The 16003-nt window shown below is 36.8% G+C and carries 14 protein-coding genes; 1 reads left to right on the top strand and 13 read right to left on the bottom strand.

Features of this window, described 5'->3' with window-relative positions; all coding sequences use genetic code 11:
• Window positions 1-171: 171 nt before the first annotated feature.
• The 3 genes from BABA_RS01700 to BABA_RS01690 form a co-directional block, all read right to left on the bottom strand.
• On the bottom strand, window positions 172-1014 hold the full coding sequence (locus BABA_RS01700) for a DegV family protein (protein ID WP_007083389.1): 843 nt from the start codon (window positions 1012-1014) through the stop codon (window positions 172-174).
• Between the two features lie 120 nt (window positions 1015-1134).
• Window positions 1135-1818 (bottom strand): response regulator, encoded by a 684-nt coding sequence (locus BABA_RS01695; RefSeq protein ID WP_007083388.1) that lies wholly within the window; start codon window positions 1816-1818, stop codon window positions 1135-1137.
• Window positions 1819-1874: 56 nt separating this feature from the next.
• Entirely contained in the window at window positions 1875-3017 is a 1143-nt protein-coding gene (locus BABA_RS01690; protein WP_007083387.1) for a sensor histidine kinase, read from the bottom strand.
• Between the two features lie 268 nt (window positions 3018-3285).
• On the opposite strand from BABA_RS01690, the gene BABA_RS01685 reads away from it, so the two are divergent.
• On the top strand, window positions 3286-3930 hold the full coding sequence (locus BABA_RS01685; protein ID WP_007083386.1) for a YigZ family protein: 645 nt from the start codon (window positions 3286-3288) through the stop codon (window positions 3928-3930).
• Window positions 3931-3986: 56 nt separating this feature from the next.
• Here BABA_RS01685 and BABA_RS01680 read toward each other — a convergent pair whose 3' ends face one another.
• The 10 genes from BABA_RS01680 to BABA_RS01635 all read right to left on the bottom strand — a co-directional run bounded on the left by BABA_RS01680 (window position 3987) and on the right by BABA_RS01635 (window position 15855).
• Window positions 3987-5051, bottom strand: coding sequence for a glycosyltransferase family 4 protein (locus tag BABA_RS01680; RefSeq protein ID WP_007083385.1), 1065 nt, complete (start codon window positions 5049-5051; stop codon window positions 3987-3989).
• 155 nt (window positions 5052-5206) lie between these two features.
• Window positions 5207-6268: a glycosyltransferase family 4 protein gene (locus tag BABA_RS01675; protein ID WP_007083384.1), complete on the bottom strand. Its 1062-nt coding sequence runs from the start codon at window positions 6266-6268 to the stop codon at window positions 5207-5209.
• 353 nt (window positions 6269-6621) lie between these two features.
• On the bottom strand, window positions 6622-7467 hold the full coding sequence (gene rfbD, locus BABA_RS01670; protein ID WP_007083383.1) for a dTDP-4-dehydrorhamnose reductase: 846 nt from the start codon (window positions 7465-7467) through the stop codon (window positions 6622-6624).
• Window positions 7467-8489 (bottom strand): dTDP-glucose 4,6-dehydratase, encoded by a 1023-nt coding sequence (gene rfbB / locus BABA_RS01665; RefSeq protein ID WP_007083382.1) that lies wholly within the window; start codon window positions 8487-8489, stop codon window positions 7467-7469. The genes rfbD and rfbB overlap by 1 nt, the downstream gene beginning before the upstream one ends.
• A gap of 10 nt (window positions 8490-8499) precedes the next feature.
• A complete protein-coding gene (gene rfbC, locus BABA_RS01660; RefSeq protein WP_007083381.1) occupies window positions 8500-9060 on the bottom strand; it encodes a dTDP-4-dehydrorhamnose 3,5-epimerase in 561 nt (186 codons plus the stop codon).
• A 20-nt stretch (window positions 9061-9080) separates the two neighbouring features.
• Window positions 9081-9953 (bottom strand): glucose-1-phosphate thymidylyltransferase RfbA, encoded by an 873-nt coding sequence (rfbA, locus tag BABA_RS01655; RefSeq protein WP_007083380.1) that lies wholly within the window; start codon window positions 9951-9953, stop codon window positions 9081-9083.
• A 261-nt stretch (window positions 9954-10214) separates the two neighbouring features.
• Window positions 10215-11051 (bottom strand): glycosyltransferase, encoded by an 837-nt coding sequence (locus BABA_RS01650; protein WP_007083379.1) that lies wholly within the window; start codon window positions 11049-11051, stop codon window positions 10215-10217.
• Complete coding sequence (locus BABA_RS01645) at window positions 11048-12400, bottom strand: O-antigen ligase family protein (protein WP_007083378.1); 1353 nt, start codon at window positions 12398-12400, stop codon at window positions 11048-11050. The genes BABA_RS01650 and BABA_RS01645 overlap by 4 nt, the downstream gene beginning before the upstream one ends.
• A gap of 69 nt (window positions 12401-12469) precedes the next feature.
• Window positions 12470-13528: an acyltransferase family protein gene (locus BABA_RS01640; protein WP_007083377.1), complete on the bottom strand. Its 1059-nt coding sequence runs from the start codon at window positions 13526-13528 to the stop codon at window positions 12470-12472.
• A 260-nt stretch (window positions 13529-13788) separates the two neighbouring features.
• Complete coding sequence (locus BABA_RS01635) at window positions 13789-15855, bottom strand: LTA synthase family protein (RefSeq protein ID WP_007083376.1); 2067 nt, start codon at window positions 15853-15855, stop codon at window positions 13789-13791.
• Window positions 15856-16003 lie beyond the last annotated feature (148 nt).

Below are 16003 nucleotides of genomic sequence, written 5' to 3'. Positions count from 1 at the left end.
CTTCAAATAATGGAGAGTTTCCTGCTTATTTGTCGAGGATTTTGTGACTTTTTTATGTCGGTGATGGATCCCGCCAAACTATGAATTAATTCCGCCAAACTCCATTTTCACCGAGGTATCAACCCAAATATAAAAACCATTCCGACCCAAAGGCCGGAATGGCAGCTAACTTCAGTATTTTTTCATCCATCCCATGCCCATTGAACCTTCGCCTAGATGGGTTCCGATGACGGGGCCGAAGTAACCAATGGAGAATTCGACTTTTGGATACATGGCAGATAACTCCTTCCGCCACTCCACTGCTTCTTCCTCACGATTAGCGTGAATGATGACGGCTTGAAAGGCTTCACCAGTCGACACATCTTCAGCAAGCAAATCGACCATTCGTTTCATTGCTCTCTTCCGGGTGCGAATTTTTTCAAAAGGAACAATGACCTTGTTTTCGAAATGTAACAGTGGTTTAACCTGCAGCAGGCTGCCGATAAAGGCTTGGGCACTTGAGAGGCGGCCGCCGCGCTGCAGATGTGACAAGTCATCGACCATAAAATAAGCACGAGCAGAACGCTTCAACCCTTCAAGCCTGTTCATGATTACATCGGCATCCTCGCCCCGAGAGGCCATTTTAGCTGCTTCTAGAGCATAAAAGCCCTGAACCATGCAGCTGATTTCGGAATCAAACGGGTAAACCTTGATGCCCTCTACCATCGTACTAGCGGTGACAGCCCCCTGATACGTCCCGCTGATTCCACTTGAAAGGTGTACACAAATGACTGCATCATGGTCTGCCGAGAGCTGCTCAAACAGTTCGACAAATTGGCCAATCGGCGGCTGTGATGTCGTTGGAAGCTCTTTTGTTTTCACTTCTTCATAAAACTGACTCCACGTAAGATCAATTTCTTCTTGATAAACCTCATTCCCAAAAATGACATGTAACGGAATCATATGTATATTCCACTTTTCTCGTAATTCTTTCGGTATGTACGCGGTACTATCCGTGACAATGGCCGTTTTCATAAAGTTTTACCATCCTTGTCTTATTCCTGCACTATGTTATTTTAAATGAAAAAGATATAAATTGCATTAACTAGTCGTTACAAAAGGACACGCCCTCATGAGCGTGCCCTTCCCAAAAATTTATCTTACTTCCACCCAGCCATTTTTAATCGCAACAACTACCGCTTGTGTACGATCGTTGACGTTCATTTTTTGTAAAATATTGCTGACGTGATTTTTCACAGTTTTTTCACTGATGAAAAGGGATTCGCCAATCCCGCGGTTACTTTTTCCATCAGCAAGCATTTGCAGGACTTCACATTCACGGCGTGTTAAGAGATGCAATGGGCGGCGAATTTCGACTGTTGGAACGTAGCCGCCACCGTGTGCAACACCCGCTGCCAGCTTTCGATATTCATTAACCAGGTTGTGCGTGACCTTTGGATGTAAATACGAGCCGCCGTCAGCGACAACCCTGACAGCTTCAATCAAGGCATCTGCGTCCATTTCTTTTAAAAGATAGCCGCAAGCACCAGTTTTTAATGCATGTGTCACATAATTCTCATCGTCATGAATCGATAAGATGATAATCTTTGTGTTCGGGAACTTTTCAATTAGCTCACGGGTTGCCTCGACACCATTCATTTGCGGCATATTAATATCCATAATGACCACATCCGGCTGGTGCTCCTGCACAAGTCCTAACGCCTCGCTGCCGTCATCACCTTCAGCCACGACTTGGAAGGCTTTCTCAAATTCTAGTATTCTCTTAACGCCTTCTCTGAATAGTTGGTGATCATCAATAATGACAATTTTGGTAGTCAAATGCTACGCCCCCTCATTCTTCAATTTCAATTTTATCATACGTTACGAATTTTTCTTTAGTTAAGTAATGGAACACGAATGAATACCTCGGTTCCTTTGTCAATTTTTGAATGGAAGGTAATTTCCCCGTCAAGCAGGTCTACACGCTCTCTCATCCCTATCATACCAAAAGACTCAGGTTTGCGCTCCGTGAGATCAAATCCAACGCCGTTGTCCTTAATCAAAACTGTAACAGCGGTTTTGGTTATTTCCATTTTCACGGCAATTTCACAGGCGTTTGCATGTTTGATGGCATTTTGCACGGACTCCTGAATGATTCGGAACAGGGCAACCTCAAACTTAGCCGGAAGTCGGTGCTCTAGGCCCATATTCACAAAATTGATCTTCGATTGTTTATGATATTCTTCGATAGTTTGCAAATATTTTCTGAGGGTAGGAACGAGCCCCAAATCGTCCAATGCCATCGGCCGCAGGTCATAGATTATCCGCCTGACCTCGTAAAGGGCAGAACGAACCATGATTTTATAGTTATGGATTTCAGAAAAAGCCTCGTCCGGCCCCTGATCCCGGTATACTCGCTCAATTAAATCCGAGCGCATGATCACATTTGCCAGCATTTGCGCTGGTCCATCGTGAATCTCCCTTGATAGTCGCTTCCGCTCTTCTTCCTGTGCTTCAATAATTTTTAAGCCGAAGTCTTGTTTGGCCTTGGCGTTTTGTAATGCTTTACCTACTTGCTCTAAATCGCTGGTCAAGTAATTCATCACCACTGAAATCTGCGAAATGAGCTGATCGGCACGATCAATCGTATCATTTAATCCGACTAACCTTCTTTCGAGATCATCCCGTTTTTCCAACAGCTGTTTTTTATACTGCCAGTTAATCGATAAGTCCATTTGCAGCTGGTGAGCTTTTTCGTAGGCTTCCCTGACCTCTTCCTCTGAATACTTTTTAAAATTCATACTGACTTCCGATAACATAGCCCGCGCTTCTTGAACCTGATCTTCAAGCTTGTCGCCTTCTTCAATCAGTTTAACCATCATTTGCTTAATATTCGTAAGTTCAGTTGTCATATTTTCATAATCTTGGCGGCATTGCTCACCAATTTGAAAAATATCACTTTTACTACATGTTACAGTTTCAATCATTTCTTCACGAATTTCATCAATTGACTTCACATTCATCTGCATAATTTCCATATCATTCCTCCAGGAGGGACATAGTTTCCCTTATTCCTTAAGGCCTATTAACATATTTTACCTTACGCTAAACTAAAATGCTAATCTTACACTCATGGGTGGCCTTAAACTTGGATGAAAGGTAGTATAATAGTAGTATATCATCAATTCAACTTTCATTTTTAATTAAATGTTATAGTTGAACCATGTCTATTATATCATTCGAACGTTACTGCCATATTAAAGGTATATTACATCTATATTTTTTAAAAAAAGGAAGGAGCTTATAATGCTGCCTCGATACTATACAGTTAAACAAATGGGAGAAAATGAAATCAACATCCAAAAGTCCCGTTTTATTGCCCATATTAAACGAGCCGAAACAGAAAGTGAAGCCCAGGAGTTCATTCAAGCCATAAAAAAGCAGCATTGGAGTGCCACCCATAACTGCTCTGCTTATCTCATCGGTGAGCATGATCACATTCAAAAAGCCAATGATGACGGCGAACCAAGCGGAACCGCCGGTGTTCCCATTCTTGAGGTGTTGAAGAAAAGAAAGCTGAAGGATACAGTCGTCGTGGTAACGCGCTACTTTGGCGGGATTAAATTAGGTGCAGGCGGGCTGATTCGAGCCTACGGGAAGGCAACATCAGAGGGTTTAGATGCAGTTGGCATCGTCGAACGGAAACTCGCGCAAATTATCCATGTGAAAATTGACTATACCTGGCTTGGGAAAATTGAAAAAGAGATCCGTGCCTCCGAGTATAAAATAAAAGATATTCATTACTTAGATACTGTTGAAGTTGAAGTTTATGTTGCGGAAAACCTTGTCCAGTCATTTATGGATTGGATGGTTGAACTTACTAATGGGCAGTGCGGCATGGAAAAGGGCGAGATCCTTTATCTTGAAGAGGATTATGTGAGGGAAACTTAAAAGCGTTTGCCTTGTAAATAGAAAAATCAAAGGGCCTCATAATGAGCCCCTTTTTATTATGATCGATTTTTTTCAGTAGAAGTTCTTAAAGTGCGGAGCATATTTAAAAGCGGTCGAAAGTTTTGCCCCATCAAGCCAATCTTTTCAGCAATAATTTCAATGATTAGGATGATGATTCCAATTAAAACAATAGCTCCCCCGATTCGTGCCTGAGAAAAGATAACCGCAACTAACCCAAAGAACGCTGACATCGCATAAATAAGCAAAACAGTTTGCCGGTGTGAATAGCCCAAACGGAGCATACAGTGATGCAAATGAGATTTATCCGGAGCCGATAAGGGTTGCTTATTAATGATTCTCCTTATAATCGCGAAAATGGTATCGGAAATAGGTACTCCAAGAATAAGAACAGGTATGACAAATGAAATAAAAGTTACATTTTTAAAACCTAGAAGCGATAGGACTGAAATGATAAATCCCAAAAAAAGTGCTCCTGTATCCCCCATAAAAATACTTGCTGGGTGGAAATTGTAAATCAAAAAGCCAAGCGTACTGGCTAGCACAATGGAACCAACCGCTGCAACAAATATTTGCCCTTGAATTAGTGCCAAGGCTGAAATTATAATCAATGCAATCGAAGATACACCAGCGGCTAAACCGTCAAGACCATCAATTAAGTTGATAGCATTGGTAATCCCAACAATCCAAAGTATTGTAAAGGGAATACTTAAAAGACCAAATTGAAGCTGGCCACCAAAAGGCAAGTTAATGAACACCACTTGTAAGTCCCCTACAAAAACAATTGTGAACGCTGCAGCTAATTGACCAAGAAGCTTATATTTTGCAGGTAATTCAAATAAATCATCACAAATCCCCGTTGTAATGATAATTAGGGAGCCGATTAAAATAGCAAAAAAGTATTGATTATCAGGCCTCAAAAGGATAATTCCAACCATAAAACTAATAAATATGGATAAGCCTCCGAGTCTTGGCATAATCGACAGGTGTACTTTTCGCTGATTTGGTTGATCGGTGGCACCAATGACAAATGCTAATTTTTTGATTAGCGGTGTAATAAGGATGGAAATAACAAAACAAACTATCAAGGTAAGATACAGCATCAAACATCCTCCTTGTTAGTCAGTTTGTCCATTATAGGCAAAATGAAACAAAGAAAGGATAGTAAAAAAACGGTAAAAATAAAACCGCTAAATTCCAACATCTATAAATAAAAGGTCTAAAAGACGGATGTCTTTTAGACCTTTATCATAAATTATTATCGATTCCTAATGTTAATCGGCTTAAGACCCTTCATGAAAGTCAAGAGCGGTTTATAGTCATCACGAATGAGTCCGATCTTTTCAACAAATACCTCAACAACAATTAACAGAACCAAAATCATAATTAATGACCCCCATACGGTCGCTTGTGAGAAAATGAAGGCAGCAAGTCCTAATACAGCCGCCATTGCATAAATTAATAAGACTGTTTGGCGATGGGAAAAGCCATTTCTTAATAAGCAGTGATGTAGATGTGATTTGTCCGGTGCTGTTAATGGCTGCTTGTTAACAAATCGTCGAATAATCGCGAAAAATGTATCAGAAATTGGTACACCAAGGATAATTACTGGAATAACCAATGAAATAAAGGTTACATTTTTATATCCAAGGAGTGATAATACCCCAATTATATAACCTAAAAATAACGCTCCGGTATCACCCATAAAGATCTTAGCTGGATGAAAGTTATAAAAAAGAAACCCTATTGTACTTGCAGCTACTATTAAAGACATTACGGTAACATATCCATTTCCCATTACAAATGACATACCAGCAATCGAAATTAGCGCTATTGAGGAAACTCCTCCTGCTAATCCATCCAGGCCATCAATCAGGTTAATCGCATTTGTAATCCCAATAATCCAAATCATCGTAAATGGTATGCTTAAGTATCCAAAATCAATGATACCTCCAAATGGAAGATTGATGAACTCAATCTTTAGGCCACCATATATAACAACAACTGCTGCAGCAGCAATTTGACCAGCCAATTTCAATTTGGGTGAAATTTCCCTCACATCATCAAGCATTCCTGTAAGCAAGATAATGATACCGCCAATCACTATTGGCAGATGGTATTCATCCGCAGGGTGAAAGATTAATATGCCAATGATAAAGCTTAAAAAAATAGCTAAGCCGCCTAATCTGGGCATTATGCGAGAATGTACTTTTCTATGGTTTGGTTTATCAGTTGCCCCAATTATAAATGCCAGCTTTTTTACTAGCGGAGTGAGGAGTATTGACGAAAAAAAACAGATTACTAGAGTTAGATAAAACATAAGCCCTCCATAATAAACGAACCCTTTATTGTAAGTTAATATTTTTTAAGACTATTAATTAATAAAACTAAGGAATCCTATACCCCATTGGATTATAGCATAGACAGTTCTATAAATAAAGGTTCAATGGATTCACATAATAACAACAAGCAATGAGCCCTCTTACAAATTACTATCTTTTCTTAATTACATATTTTTTATTATGTACCCTTTCTAAGTTGATTTATGCTTCCCATCTTATAGACGATAAAACCTCAGGAAGGTTTCATTTATGAAAAATAATTCACAAAAACTTACGCATTATTTTTCCATTGAACCTAATACTAAAAAAGAACGGGTATAAATACCTGTTCTCATCTTTTTGATTCATCTAAATAAGCAGCAAGTGCTTCCTTCCAATCACGAAGAGGAGTTAAACCCTTCTCCTTAATTTTATTCTTATTTAGCACTGAATATTGTGGACGTGCGGCTGGACGTGGAAATTGGTCACTCGTTAATGGGTTAACCGTCACATTCATAACAGCCTGTTTAAAGATCTCAACCGCAAATTCATACCATGAACACACACCACTGTTTGTCGCATGATAAATTCCGTATTTGTCAGTATCCATTAATTCAACCATAAACCTAGCTAAATCCACAGTATAGGTTGGTGACCCGACCTGGTCATGAACAACGCCTACTTCTCCGCGTTCAGCCCCAAGACGAAGCATGGTCTTAACGAAATTATTTCCGTGAATACCAAAAACCCAAGCAGTCCGCACGATAAAGAATTCCTTTAAGTTTTTCTGCAGCAGCTCTTCACCGGCTAATTTTGTCCGGCCATATGCTCCTAGAGGCTTAGTTTGCTGATTCACTTCATAGGGCTCCGATGCTGTCCCATCAAAAACATAGTCTGTACTAACATAAAGAATTTTAGCACCAACTTGTGCTGCGGCTTTAGCAAGATACTCCGTACCAGAGGCATTGATCTGATAGGCAAGTTCCTCGTTTTCCTCAGCGGCATCCACATTCGTATAGGCAGCACAATGGAGAATAACGTCAGGCTTTACTTCACCAATAAAGGCAAAAACGTCTGCTTCATTGGTAATATCCAATTTGGTTCGGTCAGTACCAATTGCCTCATGATTTTTGCGAGCCAATTCCAACATAACATCCTGTCCTAATTGACCCGCTGCACCCGTTACAACTACCCTCATTACTCTACCTCTAATCTATCACCATATTGTGATTTTACATATTCTTGATATTCACCAGAGATGATATTTTCCCACCACTCCTGATTGCTTAAATACCAATTAATCGTTTGCTTAATCCCTGTTTCAAAATAATATTTTGGTGACCAGCCCAATTCTGTACGAAGCTTTGTTGCATCAATTGCATAACGGCGATCATGACCTGGACGGTCTTTAACGAATTTCATTAATGATTCAGGTTTGTTAAGCTGCTCTAAAATTGTCTTAACGATCTCAATATTTGTCCGTTCATTATTTCCGCCAACATTGTACACTTCCCCATTGCGGCCCTTGTGAAGAACAAGATCAATCGCCTGGCAATGATCTTCTACATGAAGCCAGTCGCGAATATTAAGGCCATCGCCGTATATTGGAAGTTCCTTATCATTTAGCGCATTAATAATCATCAATGGAATTAGCTTCTCAGGGAAATGGTATGGTCCATAATTATTTGAGCAGCGCGTAATGTTAACTGGCAGATTAAATGTTTCATGGTAGGCACGAACAAGCAAGTCCGCCCCCGCCTTACTTGCGCTATATGGGCTGTTGGCTGCTAATGGTGTTTCCTCTGTAAAGTAGCCCGTTTCACCTAAAGTGCCATATACTTCATCAGTAGATACTTGCAGGTATTTAGTGACATCAAAGTTTTTTGCTGCATCCAAAAGAGCAAGAGTGCCTTGAATATTTGTTTGAACAAAGATTCCAGGATCAGTGATGCTGCGGTCAACATGTGATTCAGCAGCAAAATTTATTACATAATCAAACTTTTCTTCTTTAAATAAACCTTGAACAAATTCACGGTCAGCAATATCACCGCGAACAAACTTATAGTTTGGTGCATTTTCGATATCCTTTAAATTTTCAAGATTACCTGCATACGTTAATAAATCAAGGTTAACTATTTCGTAATTTGGATATTTATTTACCATGTAGCGGACGAAATTGCTGCCAATAAAACCAGCACCGCCTGTAATTAATAACTTCATGTTTTTCCTCCTATTTCTCGAACACAAAATTAAGCTGTGTTGCTTCACTTAATGTTGGATGTTTCGTATCTTTATCTGAAAGGATTGGATTTGTTGTCGGCCAATCAATCCCTAAATCCGGGTCATTCCAAAGAATCCCGCCATCATGCTCAGGTGAGTAATATTCATCCACTTTATACGCAACCGTGGTGTCAGGCACCAAGGTGCAAAAACCATGAGCAAATCCTTTAGGAACTAGCAACTGACGTTTATTATACTCACTTAAAATCACACCGACCCATTGACCGTATGTCGGCGAGCCTTTCCGAATATCAACCGCAACATCATAGATCGCACCTGTTACACAGCGTACAACCTTTGTTTGCGCCTTTGGATTTAATTGGAAATGCAAGCCCCTCAGTGTTCCAACAGCTGCAGATAAAGATTGGTTGTCCTGAACAAAGTCATAATGTAACCCTAATTGTTCAAATAACTCTTTATTATAACTTTCCATAAAATAGCCGCGGTGATCACCAAATACCTTTGGTTCTAAAATCTTTACACCGGATAATTTAGTCTCTCTAATATTCATAGTATTACCTCACTTATGGATTACTTTGCTTGTCCCGCAATTTTAATTAAGTACTGTCCATATTGATTTTTTTTGAGTGGCTCAGCTAGTTCTAACACTTTTTCTCTCGATATATAACCTTTTTTGTAGGCAATTTCTTCTAAACAGGCAATTTTTAATGATTGTCTTTTCTCTACAGTTTCGATGAATTGAGATGCTTCCAGCAAGGAAGCGTGTGTTCCAGTATCAAGCCATGCATAACCTCTGCCAAGTAGTTCTACACTTAGCTCACCCATTTCTAAGTAGGCTTTATTAATATCAGTAATTTCTAATTCTCCACGTGGTGATGGCTGTATACTTTTTGCAATATTAATTACGCGATTATCGTAAAAATAAAGACCTGTCACCGCATAATTTGATTTTGGCACTTCTGGTTTTTCTTCAATTGAAACAGCTTTGCCAAATTCATCAAACTCGACTACTCCGAACCGTTCAGGATCATTAACATAATATCCAAAAACAGTCGCACCAGTGTCACGACTAGCAGCCTTTTCAAGCAAGTTGGTTAACCCGTGGCCATAAAAGATATTATCTCCAAGTACTAGTGCCACATTATCATCACCGATAAATTCATCGCCTAAAATAAATGCCTGTGCTAATCCGCCTGGATGTGGCTGGATTTTATATGTAAAATTCATGCCCAGATCTGTTCCATCGCCAAGGATCTGTTCAAAACGCTCTGTATCCTCTGGTGTAGAAATAATCAAAATATCCTTAATTCCAGCTAACATCAAGACAGATAGCGGATAGTAAATCATCGGTTTATCATATACAGGTAATAATTGTTTTGAAACCACCTTTGTCAAAGGATAAAGTCTCGTGCCACTTCCTCCTGCAAGAATAATACCTTTCATTGTAGCAACTCCTCTTATATGTATTTTTCTACAAAAATCGTCATAAACAACCTTCCTCATTATAAAGAAAGTTCTTAGGAAATGACAAACATAATCATAAAATGTAATAAAAATTTAATCCAATTTTTAAGTTATTTAAAATATCCCCAAAGTAACCTTTTTTTATGATTTATAGTAATTGTTATTCGAAGAAGCTGTAATTAAAGGAACCTCTCCCTCCTTATGAAAAGGGAGGTTCTTTTCAGTTGGATTAACCTGTTTTTACATTGAGAACAACTTTCTGAGTGAATACATCGCTATTTGCTTGTTTTTCACGGTCAAAATTTGTTTTAAAAAGCGTTTAGCTATCTGTGCCTTATAGGATGAATATAATTCTTTCTTATAATTTTGATAAAAGTGTATTTCCGAATCGATAATACTCTTATAACGATCAAAAGAAACCCTATTGTAATCCATTACAGATAATTCATGTTCTAAGTAAACATTCAGCACAAATACTTTATACCCTTTTTCATAAATCTCGTAAAATAACCAATGATCGAGATAATCAAGAGGAAAATCTGTATTGAATCCGCCGACTTCATTCAAAAAGGAAACCCGAATCATTGAACCTGAATTAATCGCCATTACTGGTAGCATTTGAATACCTTCAACAGGTCTTTTACTCTGAAGCGGTCTTAATGTATTACTGTAAACCGGTGAAATCATCGTATGTTCGCTGTTGATTTTCGGAACCACACTTGCAATACTTTCATCCAGTTCATTGTGATTGATGACTTGGTTCAAATATTCACTTGTTATTTCTGTATCATGGTCGAAAAGAAGTAGCCATTCACTCCCGTTATTCTTTGCGATAGACCAAGCATAGTTATATGCTGTTGCGATTCCGAGATTGCGGCCATCATGCTTATACGTCAAATTCACATTTTTATATAGGTGGAAGTTTATTTCCTGCTCTTCGGGGCTATTATCATAAATAATGAGTTCGACTTGCTTTAATAGCTGATTATCAGTAAACAGTGTTTTCTTTAGAGTAATAAACGTTTTACTTTCTTCAACCTTTTGTTTATATAAAACGACGATAATTGTTTTCTTCATATTCCTTCCCCATTCATTGTCGATTCCTTCCACTCTTGTGAAAGAATTAATATCACTAGGAAAAAGGTAATTCCTATAGAATTGTTAATGAATGGATTAATATTCGTAACTAATAATAGCCCTATAAATGCCGCCATAAATGAAATTTCCAATGTACCCAGTTTTCGCCCCTTTTTGTACCCAGAATAATAATTATAAAAAACGAGGAGGCACAGGAATAGCCATGTCGCTAAACCAATTAATCCTTGCTCAACCAAAATATCAAGAAAACTCATTTCTATTCCATCAAGTCTGCCTGCTATTTCAGTACCGTATCCCGACCCAAAAACAAAATTAGCAGGGTTATCAAAAAGAATAACTTTCGAATCCAATAGAAACTCAAGACGAGAGTTTACACTCACATCGTTGATTTTATTATCTCGATTATTTTTTGACTGTTTTTCATTCTGACTGTAATGGCTTTCGGTACCTATCTGAAATCTTTCCAAAGTCATATATTTGTATAGAAATGGAACTAAAATCATAATCAATATCAAAACTGAAGCTTTCTTCAAAAACCATTTAGTTTGGAATAGTTTTTTAAACTTTTCGCTTAACTTTTTATAGATATCTGTAACTAATTTAGCATCCAGCAAAATAATCATGAGTAAGCTCGCAATAATAGCGATAAGGAATCCCCTTGTCTCAGACCATATAATAGATATGGAGCCAAATACAACAAGCGCTACATCTACTTTGGTATATTTCTTATTTAAAACATCATTTAGGGAAATGATTAGCCCAATAAAAACAAAGAAATGGCTTTTATAGAAGACACTTCTACTTGGCCTAAAAAACAAGTCATCATTCATAATAAAATTCATAAAATCGTAAAAGGAGTTAAAGTTTCCACTAAAGATGGTTTTTCCTAGAATAGAAATCGCAATGGTAAAAATAGATACAGCTACAGCACTGTATTTTAAAATGGAAATAATGCGTTCCTTAGGAAATCTTTCCTTAGAAATATAATACGCCAGCGGAAAATAGACCAAAAAGAAAGACACTCTAAAAAAGTCCATAACAATTATTGATACCGGATGACCATTTACAAATCCGATGGCTGCACTTGCAACAAACCAAACTAATAAAGCATAAATACCGATGGTAACCGGATTAAATCGAATAAAAGTATTAATACCTTTATCAAGAAAAGCCCTCTCTTTCACAATCCGGATTACGAGCATTAATATAATAAGCAAAAATAAAACTTGGCGGATTGATAATATACCAAAGTCAATAAGCCTTCCACCGCCGCCAACGAATACCTCAATGAAAAAAATCGTTAGTACTATTTTTTCAAATTTATTCATAAATAAATCTCTCCTATTCCAATACACATTTCCAAATGAGTATAGACCACCTTCTTTTTATAAGTTAGCTTATGCGTTAAGTTGATTTCCCATAACAGCCTTCCTCTTATTAGAACTATTTTTGTATTTTAAGGCTTTCTTCTCAACAAGGTACCACGAACCAATAGCACACAACAGTGTGAACGGGAAAGATAATGAGAAATTCTCCAATGGTGTCAATTTATTGTTAAATATATGAACCATTATTTGCTGAATCGGAAATGCATAAATATATATTCCGTAGGAAAAATCACCGTACTTTCCAAAGTTATGTAGCCCTAATCTTGTTTCAAAACCTAAATAGAATATCAAATACGTTCCGAAAATTGGCATCGAATAATCAAAGTAGCCATATTTGACAGTAATGGCCAATATGATTAAGGAAGAAATAGCAAGCCATCCATTTTGGGTAATTTGTTTTCGGTAAAGATAAAAAACCATACCTGCACTAAAGTAACGATATAAATCGGTATAGAATCCTCCTCTTCCTAGATAATATATACCAGTACAAAGGATAAAACTGAATAAAACAACTTTCTTATCAAGTAGTTTTGTAATACCCAGTAAGGCAACTACTATATAAAAGAAAAATTCGAACCATAAAGTCCACAAAGAACCATTTACTGCTCCAGGCCATACGTTTGTTAAAAATACTCCAGGCAGGTCAAACTGAAGCCAGTATAGAGTAATCGTTTTAAAATAATCATACGTTTCACGGTTCTTAAAGTAGTCGAATACATTTAGTTCTGTAAGAATTGGCCCTAGTATGAAAACAGCCAATAATACACATACTATTAGACCTGGAAAAATTCTTAATATCCTGGCCTTGAAATAATAAACAGGATCCTTAGACCTATCAAAACTTTGTGTAATCAAAAATCCACTTATCATAAAAAAGATACTAACTGCCAGTTCCCCAAACGTCATTTGCCCATTTGTAAAAACAGCAAATGGTTCAGACCCGTTATTCCCAGTTGTTAATGGAAAGGAATGTGAGAACAGCACCAATGTAGCTGCGAAGAATCTAATTATATCCAGATTATTCCTACGGGAACTAATACATTGATCTATATTTTTACCACTTAACATTCAGCATCACCTATTCATTAAGATTATTCAACCTAATGCACTTTTATATGTAATTTCCCCATTGACAATTATAATAGAGTTTACTTATTTTGCACAAAGACGATTATAGCATTAACTAGTCAATTTTTGTATCTTATAATACTCCTGTTTTCTTTTCATATTATTATTCTAATTGATGAAAATAGCACATTATTTTAGACCTTTCCCCAATTAAAGCAGGAAGAAAGGTCATAAAACAATGTGCTTTTTGATTTAACTCATTAATGATATAACAAATCTAAACTATACTGGTTCCCTTTTAATAAATCATATTCAAGCAAACGGTAGTCTTCTAATACTTGTTTTAATTCCTTTGTTGGTTTCGTTACAAACTTACGGTCACTTTGCATGATTATTTGGCCTTTAAGAGCTGAGATACCCATTTCCTTTCGCAGCTTTTCCAATAAATTATAAAACGGCGGTGGTTCCATTCCGCTTAATTCGTATATAATCGGCCCTAAATAAAATGGGCTAATAAATTCATATTGCTCCTTTTTCATCTTAAAATTAGAATAAATCAGAAGGGGTGTTTCCGAATATTTATACTCATTTATATCTGGATTTTCATCATCATATCCAGCTTCTTTATAGATGGCCATATTAGCGCCAAGGATAGGAAGATGATCCCCCCAAAATACCACTATTGTCGGCTCATCTAATTTTTGCAATCCCTCCACTAACACTTGTAATGCTTCATCCGATCTTCTAATTCCTTCTGAATATACTTCTAATGTATCGGTTGATTCCGGCGTAAGACCAGATACTTTAATTTGGTTTTCCTTATATGCACCAGGATTGTATGGCATATGGTTTTGCATTGATACTGCATGAATAAAAAGGGGCTTGTCTTGCTCCTTAATATTGTCTAGTATCTCATGGGTCAATGATAAATCTGAAATAACCCCTCCAGGCTTTCTCTTGTTGTGCTTCATAGTATCTTCGTCTAAAAACTGATTAAAACCAAACGTGCGGTAGGCAATATCTCGTTTATAAAATACCTTTTTATAAGGATGAATAGCTAGTGTGCTATATCCTTTTTCCTCTAGGTCACTGACAATGGAAGGAACGAACGGTTTTCTATCTATAATATCCTGGTAGGCAATTACCCCACTATTTAAAAATGATGTTGTAAAGCCTGTTAATGCTTCAAATTCGACATTTGCTGTCGTTCCTCCGAATACGGGGGAAAGAACATTACCTCCCGAATGTTCAGTAATAAGTTGCCGAATATGGGGAAGTGGATCTCCACTAAACTCAACATTCAGTCTTGTTGGATCCCAAAATGACTCACTCATGAGAAAAATAATATTGGGAGTTGAACCTTTGTTACTTGATCTTTCCGAGCTACTAACATATTTTCGAGCAGTATCCTGAACCTTCTGCTTAGAATATCCTTTAGGTCTTTGATAGTTATCATTCTGAAGGTTTGAGATAAAGCCAAATAGGAATCCATTTACTTCATAATTGTCAATTTGATCCCATTTCACAATGGTTATCTTATTATTTTCCACAAAAGATTTCATAAATGTTTTAGGAAAATTCGAGTAAGAGTAAACCATTATTAAAGAAAGAAGGAATATACATCCTCTCAGCCAGAGTGCTATACCAATATTTCGAAGAAATAACAATATGGCCGTAATAACAAGAGAAAGTACTATAATTACTGTAATGACTTGCGAATAGGAAACATATTCAGAAATCATCGGAATAACATCCTTCATTTGATAGAACTGCTTGTAATCATATGGATATAACGGTTCTGCACGAAGGTTTAATTTATTGTAATGAATAAAACCGATTCCTATAAATACAATACTGGTGAGAATGGTACTAATAAAAACATTTCCAATCAAGGCAAAAGAAAATAAAAATAGAAAAAATAAATATAATACTCCTGCAAAATAAATATTTGTATTGTCCATGATCCATTTAACAGTAACGATTGGATCCTTTAAATGTTGAAAGTATTGAAAATAATAATTTACTATCAACGATGCAACCAACGAAACCAATAAAATAAAAGTAAGTTTCAGCAGAGTTACTAGCAAGGGTTTACTAATTTTAATTTGATTAAATACTCTTAGCTGTAACTTTGATGTTACTAGTAAGATCAAAAATAAAATAAAGATTTCTAAAACAAATCTTTTTGTAACTAGCTGCATCGATTGAATGAGAGGAACAATATCGAAGTGATATCGAAACATTTTATAAATAAATAATAATAGACATGAAAATATCAAATTACCTACAGTTAAATAGAAAATTTTATTAAAAAGTTGGTTTTTCACTTAAAATCATACCCCATAATTTATTCTTTGATGTAATTATTAAAAACTTACATTCATTTTTCCACTATTCTAAAAAAAAATGCATGAGTCATAAATCCTAACTCACGCATTGAATTAATAAATTTGAATCGCTTACCGTCATAATATA

Origin of the sequence: Neobacillus bataviensis LMG 21833, from assembly GCF_000307875.1 — a bacterium.
GTDB lineage: Bacteria > Bacillota > Bacilli > Bacillales > Cytobacillaceae > Neobacillus > Neobacillus bataviensis.
The sequence above is the reverse complement of the archived record's forward strand: the minus strand, read 5'-3'. Positions and strand labels throughout refer to the sequence as shown.